Raw genomic sequence first — 14,948 nt, 5'->3', positions numbered from 1 at the left:
AGTCCAGATCAACAAATAGAAAAGAAAGAAGTGACGAGCGCCAACCCAGCGATATGTCTGGAGTGGCTGCCGCAGAGGAGCGCAGCACCAGCGACGGCATCGCGGAGAAGCCGAAAGTAAATATGCCGGTCTTCGCCATCTCGGTGCTGGGTGTGTTCGCCATGGTGCTGTGGGCCGCCCTCGCCCCGGAGTCCGCCGAGTCCGCGCTGGGTTCGATCACCGGGTGGATCTCGGTGAATCTCGGCTGGTTCTACATTCTCACCGCCACCGCAGCCGTGGTGTTTGTCCTAGTGATCGCGCTCGCCCGCACCGGCACGGTGCGGCTCGGCCCGGATCACTCTCGCCCGCAATTTGGTCTCTTTTCTTGGTCCGCGATGCTCTTTGCCGCCGGCATCGGCGTGGACCTCATCTTCTTCGCCGTCGCGGAGCCGGTGACCATGTACTACAACCCGCCAGTAGGGGATGCGGAAACCCGCAAGGCCGCAGAGGACGCGGTGGTGTTTGCGCTCTTCCACTATGGCATTAGTGGCTGGGCCCTCTATGCGCTCATGGGCATGGCCTTCGGCTATTTCGCCTATCGCTTGAACATGCCACTGGCCTTGCGCAGTGCACTCTATCCGCTCATTGGGCGCCGCATTCATGGCCCCATTGGCGATTCGGTCGATATTGCCGCCACCCTCGGCACGGTATTCGGCATCGCGGCCTCCCTCGGCATCGGTGTGGTGCAGCTGAACTACGGCCTGAAGATGGTCTTTGGCATCGAGGAAGGGCCCACCGCGCAGATCATCTTGGTCACGATCGCCGTGGCGGTCGCCACCGTCTCCGCCGTATCAGGTGTGGATCGCGGCATTAAGCGGCTCAGCGAATTGAACGTGGTCATCGCGCTGGTGCTCATGTTTTTCGTGGTGTTCACTGGTCGTACCGCCTTCCTCTTCGATTCGCTCGTGATGAACGTGGGAGACTATGCCGCCAACTTCGTGGACTGGACTCTCGATACCTACGCCTTCTCGGAAACCCCGCAGGCCACCCGCGACTGGCTCGCCTCCTGGACTCTCTTCTTCTGGGCATGGTGGGTGGCCTGGGCGCCCTTTGTGGGGCTCTTCCTTGCCCGCATCTCCCGCGGCCGCACCATCCGCCAATTCGTCTTCGGCACGCTCACCATCCCGTTCCTCTTCATCGTGATGTGGATGAGCTTCTTCGGTAATTCCGCCCTGGAGCGCATTATCGGTGGAGACGATGAATTCGGCGCCGTGGCTATGGCTGAACCCCAGCGTGGGTTCTATGACCTCATCCAGTCCTATCCCGCCGGCATGATCCTGGTGGTGCTGGTGACCGCTGTGGGGCTGCTGCTCTACATCACCTCGGCGGACTCGGGGGCGCTGGTGTTGTCCAACTTCACCTCGAAGATCGAAAATAGCCGCCAAGATGGCCCCAGCTGGTCGCGCATCGTGTGGTCGGCGATTGTCGGTGTGCTCACTTTGGTGCTGCTGGCCATCGATGGGGTGGTGACGGTGCAATCAGCCACCATCGTGATGGGCCTGCCGTTTACCGTGGTGATCTATTTGATCATGTACAGCCTGTGGAAGTCCTTGCGCATCGAGGCCTATAAGTCTGAGGCGCGCATGGTGGCCATCCACTCCGCGATGTCGGGTCGCCTGCGCAGCCGTGGCGGCTGGCAGGGCCGCCTGGAGCGGGCCATCAACTGGCCCTCGGCCGAGGACGCACAAAGCTACATGGTGGATGTGGCGAAGCCGGCCATGGAGAAGGTGACACAAGAGATCCGTCATCTCGGTTTCGCCAGCCTGCTGCTGTACTCCGAGGTGCCCGATTCCGAGGTCAGCCAGCTGGATCTCACCGTCAGCTTCGGCGCAGAGAAGGACTTCCGCTTCCAGATCTATCCCGTGGTGGGCGAGGTTCCCTCCTATGCCGGCAAGGCCACCGCAGACTCCGAGTGCTACTACCGTCTCGAGGTACACGACCTCCAGGGCTCCTTGGGCTATGACGTCTACGGCTATAGCGAGGAGCAGCTGCTTAATAGCGTGCTCGATCTCTTCGAACGTCACCTCGAGTTCCTGCACATGCAGGAAGGAAACCGCGGCAACACCGACGTCTCCGATGGGGCCGCCCCAGCCCGCGTGTGGGAAGAGAACTAGCCACGAGCCTGCCCCGACGGGCAGGCGCACCACAGCGTCCGATAGTCCGCGTCCCTACGCCACCGGAACAAGATAGGTAGCGTGGACTGTTGGCATAAACCATTCTGAAATATTCCCCGATGAAAAAGGAGTGTGTTCGACGTGGCCACAACCCCGTCCGAGCCCGTATTCGACCCCACCACCTGCGCTCTCCTCGAGGGAGTGCACGGGGCAGAAGGACCCGCCTCGTTGTTTATTGGCGGCCGCTGGCAACCAGCAGCGTCCGGCGAGACCCGCACGATCAGCTGCCCCGCCGATGGCAGCGTCGTAGGGGAGGTCTCCGAAGCTGCCGATGCGGATACGGAGCGGGCTATCGCTGCCGCGCGCGAGAGCTTCGACGCGCAGGTGTGGAGTCAGGTTCCCGCAGTGGAGCGCGGCGCCCTGTTGCTGCGCGTTGCTGCCGCTATCCGTGAGAATAAGGACACCTTCGCCTGCGCCGAAGCCGCCGATACCGGCAAGCGCGTCGTAGAGGCCGAAGCCGATATGGATGACATCATCTCCAGCTTCGAGTACTTCGGCACCTTGGCGCAGCATGATGCGGGTCGGGTAGTGGACCCGGGCGATGAGAATGTGCGCTCGCGTGTCGACGTCGAGCCCATTGGTGTCTGCGGCCTGATCACCCCATGGAACTACCCATTGCTGCAGGTGGCGTGGAAGGTGGCCCCGGCGCTGGCAGCCGGCAATAGCTTCGTGCTCAAACCGGCCGAACTCACCCCGCACACCGCGATGCTGCTCATGGCCGTGCTGCGGGAGGCCGGGCTTCCCGATGGGGTGGCCAACCTAGTCACCGGCGCCGGTGCGGCCTGCGGCAACCCGCTATCGCAGAGCCCCGATGTCGATATGGTCTCCTTTACCGGCGGGCTGCAGACCGGCAAGCTCATCGCCCGCAACGCCGCAGAGACGATTAAGAACATCGCGCTCGAGCTGGGTGGTAAGAACCCGAATGTGATCTTCGCGGATGCGGACTTCGACGCCGCCGTGGATAACGCGCTCAATGGCGCTTTCGTGCATTCCGGTCAGGTGTGCTCCGCAGGTGCCCGCATTATCGTCGAGGAGTCCATCGCCGAGCGCTTCACCGAGGCGCTGGTGCAGCGCGCCAGCGCCATCAAGCTCGGAGGTCCGCGGGACGAGGCCGCCGAAACCGGGGCGCTGATCTCGGAGGAGCATCTGAACAAGGTCTCCGCCTATGTGGACCGCGCCAAGGAACAGGGTGCCACTATCGCTTGTGGTGGCCGACGCGCCACCGCGGAGGATTCCTCCGCCGGCAATGGTACGGGTGCCACCGATCTTGCTGCGGGCTATTTCTACCTGCCCACCATCATCACCGGCTGCGACCAGAGCATGGACTGCGTACACGATGAGGGCTTCGGGCCCGTGGCCACCATCGAGACGTTCACCACGGAGGATGAGGCTATTCGCATCGCCAATGACACCACCTATGGCTTGGCTGGTGCGGTGTGGACGAGCAACGCCGGTCGCGCCGAGCGGGTAGCCCGCGGCATGCGCCACGGCACCATCTGGATCAATGACTTCCACCCCTATCTGCCGCAGGCAGAGTGGGGCGGGATGAAACAGTCCGGCATCGGCCGCGAGCTGGGGCCGACCGGGCTGGAGGAGTACCAGGAAAAGAAGCACGTGTATCACAACATTGCTCCCGCGGTGACTGGCTGGTTCGCCGAGTAGCACCCGGCAGCGCCGAGTAGCACCCAGCAGCGCCGGCTAGCGCGCGGCAGCGACGGCGCAGCCGCGTAGCGGTCGGCGCAGCCCGCACACGAAACACCACCCCTCTGGCAGGAAACTCGGATGATCATCCGATACCGCCAGAGGGGTGGTGTCTGTCTACCCCAGCCGCCCATCGAGGGCAGCAGGAGGGAAGAGGGGTATTAGTCCAGCTTGGAGTAGTCCACCACGGAGTATTCCTGCAGCTTGGCCAGCTGGTGGGTGGACTCAATGAAGCGGATGGTGCCGGACTTCGAGCGCATCACCAGCGAACGAGTGGTGGCGCCGTTGCGGCGGTAGCTCACGCCACGCAGCATGTCACCGTTGGTCACACCGGTGGCCACGAAGAAGCAGTTGTCCGAGGACACCAGATCGTCGGTGGTGAGCACGGTATCGAGCTCCAGGCCAGCGTCCTTGGCCTTCTGCACCTCGGCGTCATCAGTGGGGGCCAAGATGCCCTGGATCTCGCCGCCCATGCACTTCATGGCGCAGGCGGTGATGATGCCCTCGGGGGTGCCGCCGGTGCCCATCATGATGTCCACGGAGTTGGTGTCCTGGGCGGCGGCCACGGCGCCGGCCACATCGCCGTCGCGGATGAGGCGCACCTTGGCGCCGGCCTCGCGGATATCCTGGATCAGATTGTTGTGGCGGGGGCGATCCAGCACCACCACGGTGACGTTGGTGGGGTCAATGCCCTTGGCCTTGGCCACGGCTTGAATGTTGTGCTTGACCGGTGCCTCGATGTCAATGGTGCCGGCGGCCTCGGGGCCCACGGCGATCTTGCGCATGTAGAACACTGCGGAGGGATCGTACATGGTGCCGCGCTCGGCGGCGGCGAGAACAGCGATGGCGTTCGGGCGGCCCTCAGCCATCAGGGTGGTGCCGTCCACCGGGTCGACGGCGATATCCACCTCAGGTCCCTCGCCGGTGCCCACCTTTTCGCCGTTGAACAGCATGGGGGCTTCATCTTTTTCGCCCTCACCGATGATCACGACACCACGCATCTGCACGGAGTTGATGAGCTTGCGCATGGCGTCCACAGCGGCGCCGTCGCCCTTCTTCTTCTGGCCGCGACCAACCCAGCGGCCGGAGGCAAGCGCGGCCGCCTCAGTCACGCGAACAAGCTCCAACGCCAGGTTCCGATCGGGGATCTCCAAAGAATGGTTAGACATAGGTGTAAAGCCTCCTGCAGGCAAGTAGCGCTTCGCTCACATCATCATGTGAGAGCCGGTTAGGTGAGCGTGGGGTGGCGGTGGCACGTAACCACCAAGTGGGAATGAGAACCCAGCCGCACAACCCACACTGTCTATTGTTGCACTCTTGTGCAGCGCGTGCGGCGATTTATGCACCCGAAATGGGGCTCTGTGGCGGCTGTCATGCCCAAGCGGGCATTCGCCGGCCGGAGCAATTGGGAGTGGCCTCGGAGTCTCTGCCATACTTGAGCCCGTGGCGAGCGAAAAACCCAAATTGTTCCAAGATAGCCGAGATATCGGCATGACCCTTCTGGTGATCATCGGCATCGCGGCAGCATCGGTGGCGTTTACCGGTTTGTGCACCTTCAATACCGGCACCCCGGAAAACGGCCCGGTGCAGGAAGTCGATGCCTCTACCGTGCTGCACATGGAGGCGCGGGCCGTGGACTTTGAGCTGCGTCAGCCCGCTGACCCCGAGGGCTGGATCACAAATTCGGCGCGCCGCGGCAGCGTCAATGGCCAGCCCGCGGTGATTCAAGGATGGGTGACCACAGGTGGCGCCTATGTCCAGCTGATGCAAAGCGATCAGCCCTTGGAGGATGTGCTGCGGGCCAATGACTCCGGCTTAAAAACCAAGGGCGAGCCGGTGAGCGTGGCCGGCATGGATTTCACCACCTATATCAAGGAGGATCGCCACAGCCGTGACCTCTGGGGCGCGGATCTCGGCGATGTGCGCATTGTTTTAGCCGGTAGCGCCGATGCCGAGGATTTTGCCACGCTCGCTGAAGCCTATGCGGCGGCAACACCGATTGAGGTCAGCGTCGATAAGCCTTAATGCGTGAGCGCTACTCGGAGAGCGCATCCTCCACTTTTTTGCGGGCCCCCGCCAGCTGCTGCTCACAGCGCTTGGCGAGGGCCTCGCCGCGTTCCCAGTACTTCAGTGACTCGTCGAGCGACATCTGCCCGAGCTCCAGGATGCGCACGATCTCAATGAGCTCATCGCGCGCGGCCTCGTAGTTCAACTCCTCGATGGGAGTGAAGCTGTCATCATTCGGGGTGCCGTGGCCATAGGTGTTGGGGTTGGACATGGAAATCTCCTTGGAATTTTTAGTCTTTGGGGAAGGTCTGCATGGACACTGCGGCGATGGAACCATCGGCCACTCTGATGCGCATATTGGTGGCCGGGCCAGCCTGCTCGATAGAGGTGACCACTTCCGGATCGGAGCCATCCCGTGGCAGCGCCTGCACCACCGCATAGCCACGGGCTAAAGTGGCGGCCGGTCCCAGCGCCGTCACCTGGGCGCGCAGGCTGGCAGTCTGGGTCTCAGCGCGGGAGAGACTGTGCTCAATGGTGCGGCGAATCCGCTCGCGCGCCTGGCTGATCTGCTCCTCGCGCTGGGTGATGGGCAGATAAGGATCGGCGAGCACCGGGCGGCTGCGTAGTGCCTGCAGCGCCTCCTCCTGGCGGGCCACCCAGCCCCGCAGCGCCTGGGCCAAACGGCTGCTGGCCTCGGCCAAGAGCTGCCGCTCGGCGACCACATCGGGCACCACGCGCTTGGCAGCATCGGTGGGGGTTGCGGCGCGCAGATCGGCCACATTATCCAGAATGGGGGTGTCCGGCTCGTGTCCAATCGCAGAGACCACAGGGGTGCGGGCCGCGGCGACGGCGCGCTGGAGCGACTCCTCAGAAAAGGGCAGAAGATCCTCTACCGAGCCGCCGCCCCGGGCAATGATGATCACGTCCACGCTCTCGTCCTCGTCGAGGGTGCGCAGCGCGTCGATAATCTCCGGCACCGCGCGCGAGCCCTGAACGGCGGTATTGATCACCCGATAATCCACCTCGGGCCAGCGGTCCTTCGACACCGCCAACACATCGCGTTCGGCGGCCGAGCCGCGGCCAGTAATCAGCCCGATCCGGTTGGGCAAAAAGGGCAGCGCCTGCTTGCGTTCTGGGGCAAAAAGCCCCTCGCGCTGCAGCGTTTCTCGCAGCTGGGCGATGCGCGCCAGCAGCTCGCCAATACCGACGTGGCGGATCTCCGTCACCCACAGGGAAAAGGAGCCGCGCCCCTCATAAAACGCGGGGCGGGCATAGCACACCACCCGGTCGCCGGTGGTCAGCGGCGGTTCATGGTTGAGCACCATCTGCGTGGGCACAGTGAGCTGCACCGAGGTTTCTTTCTCCACATCACGCAGCGTGAGATAGGACAGCTTCCAACTCGGCTTGGTACTAATTTGTGCGAGCTCGCCTTCCACCCACACGTGCCCCAGCCGCTGAATCCAGCCCTTGACCTTGGAGTTCAACAGACTGACGGACCAGGGGCTCTCTGCCGAGCTTGCCGCTTGTTGATTCATAGTCTTCTTTGCCTATGCGCTTATCGACGTCGCCTCCCCGCACATTCACCGCACGGGCAGCGCCCAGGGCGTGGATGATGCGGCGAGGAAAAGAACAGACATTCAGTCTAGCGGGCTAGGCATGGCTGTGTGGTGTGCATGCACGCAAGGCAAGTACTGTTGAGCGCATGAGTTCACCTGCTACCTCAACTGCGACGAACCCCCACGCCGCTGGCGTGAAGAAAATTCTGCTGGCCTCGCCGCGCGGCTACTGCGCGGGCGTGGACCGGGCAGTCGAAACCGTTGAGCGTGCGCTGGAGAAATATGGCGCTCCGGTGTACGTACGCAAAGAAATCGTGCACAACAAATATGTGGTCGAAACCTTGGCTAAGGCGGGGGCGATCTTCGTCGACGATACCGACGAGGTTCCGCCCAACGCCCACCTCGTTTTCTCCGCCCACGGCGTATCCCCAGCGGTGCACGCGGCCGCTGCGGAGCGCAACCACGACACCATCGACGCCACCTGCCCGCTGGTGACGAAGGTGCATAACGAAGTCAAGCGCTTCGCCAAGTCCGGCTATCACATCATCCTCATTGGCCACGAAGGCCACGAGGAGGTGGAGGGCACCGCGGGCGAAGCCCCGGATGTGGTGCACCTTGTAGATGGGCTCGAAGGAATCGAGGCCCTGCCCGAGTTCCTCCACGAGGAAAAACTCATCTGGTTATCGCAGACCACCTTGTCGGTGGATGAAACCATGGAAATCGTCGACAAGCTCCATGAGGTCTACGACAATCTCGAGAACCCGCCGAGCGATGACATTTGCTATGCCACCCAGAACCGCCAGGTGGCGGTGAAGAAGGTGGCAGAACAAGCAGAGCTGATCATCGTGGTGGGCTCGCAAAACTCCTCCAACTCCAAGCGGCTGGTGGAGGTCGCCCTCGATGCCGGTGCCGCCAACTCCTATCTGGTGGACTACGCCAACCAAATTGATCCCGCGTGGCTAGAGGGGGTGAGCACGGTGGGCATTACCTCCGGTGCCTCCGTGCCGGAAATCCTGGTTCAAGAGGTGGTGGAGTACCTCGAGGGATACGGGTTTGGCGATGCCGAGGAAGTAACCACCGCGCAGGAGAAGATCGTCTTTTCGCTGCCGCGGGTGCTGCGTCCCAGCGACCGCACCAGGAAGCGCTAGCGCGCGACGAGATATACGGACAGCGCGGCCCCGACATGAGTGTGGGGCCGCGCTTTTTGTGCTCTGTGTCTACTTTGCTCCTGATCGAGGTGGGCGTTTAGCGCCCGCGGCGGGGAGGTGTACGAAAGCCGTAGGAGTCAGGATCGTCAGGGCGCACAGGGAAGGGCTCGCGCCGGGGATCGCGGCGCGGATTATGGGGTGCGCGGGAGCCGCGGTAGTTGCGCTGCTTATCCTGCGCGCCACGCTGCTCTGAGCGATAGCCCTCCGTGTGGGTGCGCGGGGGCATATCGCCGCCGCGGGTCGTGCTGAAGTCGCGGGAGGCGCGTGGCTCGCGCATCCCCCGAGAGTCCTGGCGGCCGCTCATCCGGCCGCGCTCATCGCGCCTGAGACGACGGAAACGGTTTTCGTGGTCCGGCCGCCGGATCCGGCGCGTGCGATGCTGCTGGGCATCACCACGGCGCGGGTGTGCGCCATCGTTCGAAGCAACAGGGCGGGGCGTGGCCTTCGGGCGGGAGCCAGAGTTTGGCTGGGCACTACCGCTGCGTGCCGCCGCAGCGGGATCGCCGGGCGTGGGGGCAGGCGTGTGCGGTGTGCTCGGTGCGCTCGGCGTGTGCGGGCGGGGGATGCGCGGGGAGCGGATCTCCTCATAGTCGCGGGCACGGGTCGGGGCCTCCGAGCGGGCCGGTGTTTCGGGGTGGTGGGGCGCGCCCTGCGCGTGGGGGCTAGGGTGCTCGCTGGCCGGCTGGTGTTCCCGGGCGAAGCCACGCTTCTTCGAGCGCTTGTGATCGGCGCGGCTGCGCTCTAACAAGTCTTCGACGGTGACCTCAGAATTGCCCGCCTCGCCGCGATAGCGGCGAGAGCGGTTGGCCGCCTCCCGAGCGCGGGCGGTGGTGCTGAGATTGCGGCGATCGGAATCGCTGGCCCGTTTGCGCTGGGCGCTGAGCTTGCGCTCGAGTTTCATGTTGGTGCGGCGATGATGCAGATAGCGCAGCACCGCGATCGCCGCAGCGCTGAGAGTGACCACGATGAGAGTGGGGAAGAACTGCGCGAGCGGATAGATCAGAGTCAAAAGCTCTGTCTTGGATAATCGCCCATCGCCGCCGTTGACGGAATTGGACTTGCCCAGCAAAAGCGCCGCACACGGGGTGGCGATACCGAAGATCACAGGAATCTGCGCCACGGTGAGGGTCAAGCCGCGGGGTTCCACCCAGAGCACCGTCACGAGGGCACCCACGGCGAAGGCCATGAGGTATAAGGTGCCCAAGGACTGCTGATTCAGACTGATCACAAGCCCGGTGAAAAGGGATGCGAGCAGGATCGAGGTGGATGACCACGTGGGCAAACCCGAAAAACCACCGCCCGGTGAAGAATGGCGGTGAGCTGAGGGATTATGTCGTGGCTGGGTTGGCACGAACCGATATCTTACCTATTCACCATGTGTTAATCCACGAGGAACGCCGCCGCGGCGGTGTTCTCAGGCTTCTCAGAATACGGCGATCTAGTCTGTCAACCCCTCGTGCCGAGCGCGCATCCCCTGCGCATGAGGATAATCCGGCTGAGCTGCGTGCCGCGGCCGGGCGGGGGAGGTGCGGATCTCAGCGGGGGCAGTGATCGGCCGTGTAGTGCTACTAACCGAGGAGGTTTCTTTTAGCTTCCTCGCGCTCACCAGTACTCGCGAGTCGAGGGAGGCCATGGCCGCGTTATAGGTGTCTACTGATTTCTCGAGGCTGGCGCCCATGCGGGTGAAATGCTCGGTCATCGTGCCGAGGCGGCGGTAGAGCTCATCGCCGAGCTGCTGGATGGCGGCGGCCTGCTCAGAAACCTCATAGTGCTGCCAGCCCAGCGCCACGGTGCGCAGCAACGCCATCAATGTCGACGGGGTGGCGAGCACAATATCGCGGGAAAAGGCGTATTCCAGCAGCTCCGGATCGGCGCCGAGGGCGGCGTCGAGGAAAGGATCGGCGGGAACAAAAAGTACGACGAATTCGGGAGTGGGCTGAAACGCCGACTGGTAATCCTTGCTGGACAGAGCAGTGACGTGGCTGCGCAGCAGATGCGCGTGCCGACGCAGATAGCCGGCGTGTTCTTCCGGATCGGTGGTTTCAAGCGCATCCAAATACGCGCTATAGGGGGCCTTGGCATCCACCACGATGTGCCGCCCACCGGAGAGGTGGATGAGCATATCTGGTCGGACGCGGCTGCCCTGTGCGCTCACGGTGGTTTGGGTATCGAAGTCCACATGCTTCACCATGCCGGCAAGTTCCACCACCCGCTCGAGTTGTACCTCGCCCCAGCGGCCCCGCACCGTGGGGTTTTGTAGTGCGGTGACGAGTTTGGAGGTGTGATCTGAGAGCCGCGCCGAGGTGCGCAACATGGTGTGGAGGTGGCCGCTGAACTCGGCATGGGCCTGAGTTTGGCGGCGCTCCATCTGATTGAGGTGCTCGTTGAGCGCAGACATCGTGGCCTGCAGCGGCGCCAGATGCGATTCTAGGGCCGGGGCAGGGGAGTGCGCCGGCTGGTCCGGTGCTTCGAGTGCTTGGGGATCCCTCGGGTGTGCCTGCCCGCCCGCGCCCCGATCAACGTTACCGCGGGCTATCCAGCCGAGCACCAGGCCGACCACGAGCGCAATGAGGGCAAGAAGGATCGCGGCAAAGCTAGTCATGGCTCCCCACTCTAAAGGCAGGGCCGGACACTGGTGCTATTTTTTCGAGCGATTGTCGAACAAATTGGCGATAAAGTTCGGGGCGTCGCGGTGCGAGCGCTTCGCGGCGGCGTCGGTGTTGTCGTTGTCGCTATCATCATCGCTGCCATCATTGCTGCTGAAGCGCAGGGGGAGGGGCAGGCGGGTGCGTCGCTCGCGGGCTTCTTTCTCGGTGTGCTTGCCGGAGATAGAGCCCTGCTGGGTGATGAAGGAAATATCCTCGGCTCGTTTCTCGCCGGAGCGGAGCGAGACTACATCCGAGATATAGCGCAAAATAACGGCCACGGTTGCCGCGAAGGGCACGGCGAGGAAGGCGCCGATAATGTTGAATAGGCTACCGCCAATGGTCACGGATACCAGCACGATCACCGGGTGCAGGTTCATCGCCTTGGACTGCAGCATCGGCTGCAACACATTTCCCTCAAGCTGCTGTACTGCCAGCACAATGATGAGGATGATGATGGCCTGCTTGATGCCGAGTGAGACCAGCGCCACCACCACGGCGAGCGCCCCGGCAACAAAAGCACCAACGATGGGGATAAAGCCGGCAAGAAAGGTCAGCACGGCAAGGGCCAGCGCCAGTGGAACGCCCACCACTACCAGCCCGAGGCCGATGAAGAAGGCGTCGATGAACGACACCACCGCCTGCACCCGGATATAGCCGGACAGCGTGACCCAGATACGAGAGAGTAGTTCTGTCAGATGCCAGCCCACGCGTCGGCCGGTGAAGCTACGCATCCAGGGTAGGAAGCGCTCGCCATCTTTGAGGAAGAAGAAGGTGAGCACCAACACCACGACGAGTGTGAGCATCACGGATGCGGCCGCGCCTAGCCCGGCGAAGAGCTCGCCGGCAATATTGCCCGATTGTTCCTGCAGCCATTTGGTTCCGGACTGAAAGGCCTCGGTGAGGTCTTTTTCTTGCAGGTTCAGCGGCGGTCCTTGCAGCCAGAGCTGGAAGCGCTGCACTGCTTCCAAGGTTTGGAGATACAGCGTTTGGGACTGCCGAATCATCGACGGCGCAATCAAGGAGACAATCGCGGCGAGCAGCGCCACCGCCGCTAGCAACACAAGAATCGCGGCCAGCCCAGCGGGCACCCCGAGCTTGCGGAGCCGCTTCGTGGGCCCCACCAGCACCGAGGAGACGAGCAGGGCGAGGATGAGGGGAAGCAGGCCTTTCCAGAATTGTGTGGCCAGCCAGCCCGCCCCGAGCGCGGTGGCGAAGATGACGAGGATGCGCACGCACCACCATGCGAAGTCCTTAATCAGATCTGAGATCACCACGGAGCGATCGATGGGATCGGATTCCAGCGCTTCGAAGGTGCTGGACGCCTCATCGTTCAGGCTCGTGGTGTCCGCCGCGCGATCCTGTTTTGGGCGGGCGGAGTCGCTGCCGTCATTAGTGGAAGTGCTCACATCATTTATCTTGCCCAAAAAACCTCTCGTGCGAAACCGCGAACGCTCAGCCCGTTGTGGAGCAGGCTTATCGACGCACACCTCACCAAGACCCAGCCTCGCGGCTGTTAGGATTAGGCCTCGTGAGCCTTACACTTGGAATCGTCGGCCTGCCCAATGTGGGCAAGTCCACGCTGTTTAATGCCCTGACCCGCAACGACGTGCTAGCTGCGAACTACCCCTTCGCCACCATCGAGCCCAATGTGGGTTTGGTGGAGCTTCCCGATGCACGCCTGAACACCCTCGCGGAGATTTTTCACTCCGAGCGCATTCTCCCCGCCACGGTGTCCTTCGTGGACATCGCCGGCATTGTCAAGGGTGCCTCTGAGGGCGAGGGGCTTGGCAATAAGTTCCTCGCGAACATCCGCGAGGCCGATGCCATCTGTCAGGTCGTGCGCGCTTTCTCCGATGAGAACGTGATCCACGTGGATGGTGCAGTGGACCCGCGCTCGGATATCTCCGTCATTGAGACCGAGCTGATCTTGGCAGATCTGCAGACCATTGAGAAGGCCCTGCCGCGTCTGGAGAAGGAAGCCAAGAAGGATAAGGACAAGGCCCCGATGGTGGCTGAGGTGAAGAAGGCGCAGGAGATCCTCGAGGATGACCGCACGCTCTTCGCCGCATCCGTATCTGGGGATGTGGACCTCTCCCTTCTCCGCGAGCTGCACTTTTTGACCTCTAAGCCCTTCTTGTACGTGTTCAACGCCGACGAAGACGTGCTCAGCGATGACGCCCGCAAGCAGGAGTTGCGCGAGCTCGTCGCCCCCGCCGACTGCGTCTTCCTCGACGCTAAGACCGAGGCGGAGCTTCTCGAACTCGATGAGGAAGAAGCGGCCGAGTTGCTCGAAAGCGTCGGCCAAGACGAGCCGGGCCTGGCCTCTCTGGCTCGCGCCGGCTTCGAGACCCTTGGTTTGCAGACCTATCTCACTGCCGGCCCGAAGGAAGCCCGTGCCTGGACCATCCACAAGGGCGATACCGCGCCCCAGGCCGCCGGCGTGATCCACACCGACTTCGAGAAGGGCTTTATTAAGGCTGAAGTCGTCTCCTTCGAGGACCTCGCTACCGCCGGATCGATGGCAGAAGCCCGTGCTCACGGCAAGGTGCGCCAAGAGGGCAAGGACTACATCATGACTGACGGTGACGTGGTGGAGTTTAAGTTCAACGTGTAGGTGCTGTGACGCCACATCGACGATTGGCGGTAGGAATGAGCTCGGTTGGCGCAGGTAGAGTCGAAAATTATTCCTATTGGTTCATGGACGGACCGGTGATCAATCGCCAGCGTGAGTAATGGGTCCTCGCTACCTTCCGTGGCTGGGAATTTTATGACACCTGTGGCGTCTATCCGATCAGTGGAGCGGACGGGCATAAAAGTGCTCCGTGAATAACCACAGGCCTGCCTCCTGTGAGAGCGGGCTGCCCGAGCGACTGTGTCTGATACGACCTTGACCGTCATACGCGACAGATAGCGCAACTTGAAGATCCTCTCGACAGAGGCGGAACCCGTATTTTGGTGCTAGTCATAGCCAAACCTGACGCTAATTTGTCCAACGATGGCCGGGTGCGCGTATCTAAATCACTGCGAGGTATTCTGAGGTAGAACGAGAAGGTGCGAGGCAGTCAGCAGCGCCAATATGCCAAACAAGCATCAGTACCCAAGGAAGTCGCTCTCTTCGGTTGCACCGTGAACTCTGGGACCGGCCATGTCGAGGATGAAACTGTGCCTTCGAAGTACAAAACCTTCCTCGGTGTTCCCGCCCTCCGCGCGATAAGCGATACAAGGAGTAGGGGACACCCCAGATGGTCGTAGTGGCGTGAACAGCGCACTACACGACACTTGCCAAACAGAATTTTAAGTCGGATATTTAGAATTGCTAGACGAGACTCATGCGGCGTCTACAAGTCGGGGGATTAAGCTAGAGAGTAACCGCGGCAAAAATACGTTAAAGCGCCGCGGAAAGATATAACAGAAGCCGAGGCCGGACCTAATTCGAGTACACGGCTCAATCATCGGCAGCGCCACCTAGTAGCAGGAACAGAACACCGTCGTCCATCCTCTCGCTTCATGAACCGCCGTGAAAAAACCGGTTAAAATATCGGAACTAACGTTTAGGTGTTCGTCGTGAGCGGAAGGCGAGGTCGACACACGCATGCTAATCTTACCGTGCGGAAA

The 14,948-nt window shown here is 62.3% G+C and carries 11 protein-coding genes; 5 read left to right on the top strand and 6 right to left on the bottom strand.

Annotated features, from left to right (window positions below; all coding sequences use genetic code 11):
• The first annotated feature begins 53 nt into the window (after positions 1-53).
• Together betT and KRX12_RS03875 are read left to right on the top strand one after the other, a co-directional pair.
• Entirely contained in the window at positions 54-2,153 is a 2,100-nt protein-coding gene (gene betT / locus KRX12_RS03880) for a choline BCCT transporter BetT (protein ID WP_255550090.1), read from the top strand.
• A 132-nt stretch (positions 2,154-2,285) separates the two neighbouring features.
• A complete protein-coding gene (locus KRX12_RS03875) occupies positions 2,286-3,875 on the top strand; it encodes an aldehyde dehydrogenase family protein (protein WP_218365803.1) in 1,590 nt (529 codons plus the stop codon).
• A gap of 200 nt (positions 3,876-4,075) precedes the next feature.
• On the opposite strand, the gene glpX is transcribed toward KRX12_RS03875, so the two are convergent.
• A complete protein-coding gene (gene glpX, locus KRX12_RS03870; protein ID WP_218363504.1) occupies positions 4,076-5,083 on the bottom strand; it encodes a class II fructose-bisphosphatase in 1,008 nt (335 codons plus the stop codon).
• Between the two features lie 274 nt (positions 5,084-5,357).
• Here glpX and KRX12_RS03865 point away from each other — a divergent pair, with 274 nt between their 5' ends.
• The gene (locus tag KRX12_RS03865; RefSeq protein WP_370625535.1) at positions 5,358-5,939 is read left to right on the top strand and encodes a DUF4245 domain-containing protein; all 582 of its coding nucleotides are present in this window, start codon (positions 5,358-5,360) and stop codon (positions 5,937-5,939) included.
• A 10-nt stretch (positions 5,940-5,949) separates the two neighbouring features.
• Here KRX12_RS03865 and KRX12_RS03860 read toward each other — a convergent pair whose 3' ends face one another.
• Positions 5,950-6,192 carry an exodeoxyribonuclease VII small subunit gene (locus KRX12_RS03860; protein ID WP_151548843.1) on the bottom strand — a complete coding sequence of 81 codons (243 nt, stop codon included), beginning with the start codon at positions 6,190-6,192 and terminating at the stop codon, positions 5,950-5,952.
• Between the two features lie 19 nt (positions 6,193-6,211).
• Positions 6,212-7,456, bottom strand: coding sequence for an exodeoxyribonuclease VII large subunit (gene xseA, locus KRX12_RS03855; protein ID WP_218365801.1), 1,245 nt, complete (start codon positions 7,454-7,456; stop codon positions 6,212-6,214).
• Positions 7,457-7,623: 167 nt separating this feature from the next.
• Here xseA and KRX12_RS03850 point away from each other — a divergent pair, with 167 nt between their 5' ends.
• The gene (locus KRX12_RS03850; RefSeq protein ID WP_151528477.1) at positions 7,624-8,625 is read left to right on the top strand and encodes a 4-hydroxy-3-methylbut-2-enyl diphosphate reductase; all 1,002 of its coding nucleotides are present in this window, start codon (positions 7,624-7,626) and stop codon (positions 8,623-8,625) included.
• Between the two features lie 97 nt (positions 8,626-8,722).
• Here the strand turns inward: KRX12_RS03850 and KRX12_RS03845 are convergent, their stop codons facing one another.
• The 3 genes from KRX12_RS03845 to KRX12_RS03835 form a co-directional block, all read right to left on the bottom strand.
• Positions 8,723-10,036 carry a DUF6542 domain-containing protein gene (locus KRX12_RS03845; RefSeq protein ID WP_370625533.1) on the bottom strand — a complete coding sequence of 438 codons (1,314 nt, stop codon included), beginning with the start codon at positions 10,034-10,036 and terminating at the stop codon, positions 8,723-8,725.
• An 87-nt stretch (positions 10,037-10,123) separates the two neighbouring features.
• Positions 10,124-11,287: a DNA recombination protein RmuC gene (locus KRX12_RS03840; protein ID WP_218365799.1), complete on the bottom strand. Its 1,164-nt coding sequence runs from the start codon at positions 11,285-11,287 to the stop codon at positions 10,124-10,126.
• A 36-nt stretch (positions 11,288-11,323) separates the two neighbouring features.
• The gene (locus KRX12_RS03835) at positions 11,324-12,739 is read right to left on the bottom strand and encodes an AI-2E family transporter (protein WP_218365798.1); all 1,416 of its coding nucleotides are present in this window, start codon (positions 12,737-12,739) and stop codon (positions 11,324-11,326) included.
• Between the two features lie 122 nt (positions 12,740-12,861).
• Here KRX12_RS03835 and ychF point away from each other — a divergent pair, with 122 nt between their 5' ends.
• Positions 12,862-13,947 carry a redox-regulated ATPase YchF gene (gene ychF, locus KRX12_RS03830; RefSeq protein ID WP_218365797.1) on the top strand — a complete coding sequence of 362 codons (1,086 nt, stop codon included), beginning with the start codon at positions 12,862-12,864 and terminating at the stop codon, positions 13,945-13,947.
• Positions 13,948-14,948: the final 1,001 nt, after the last annotated feature.

Origin of the sequence: Corynebacterium sp. TAE3-ERU2 (assembly GCF_019209955.1) — a bacterium.
Taxonomy (GTDB): Bacteria; Actinomycetota; Actinomycetes; order Mycobacteriales; family Mycobacteriaceae; genus Corynebacterium; species Corynebacterium megadyptis.
This window is presented reverse-complemented; position numbering and strand designations above follow the sequence as displayed.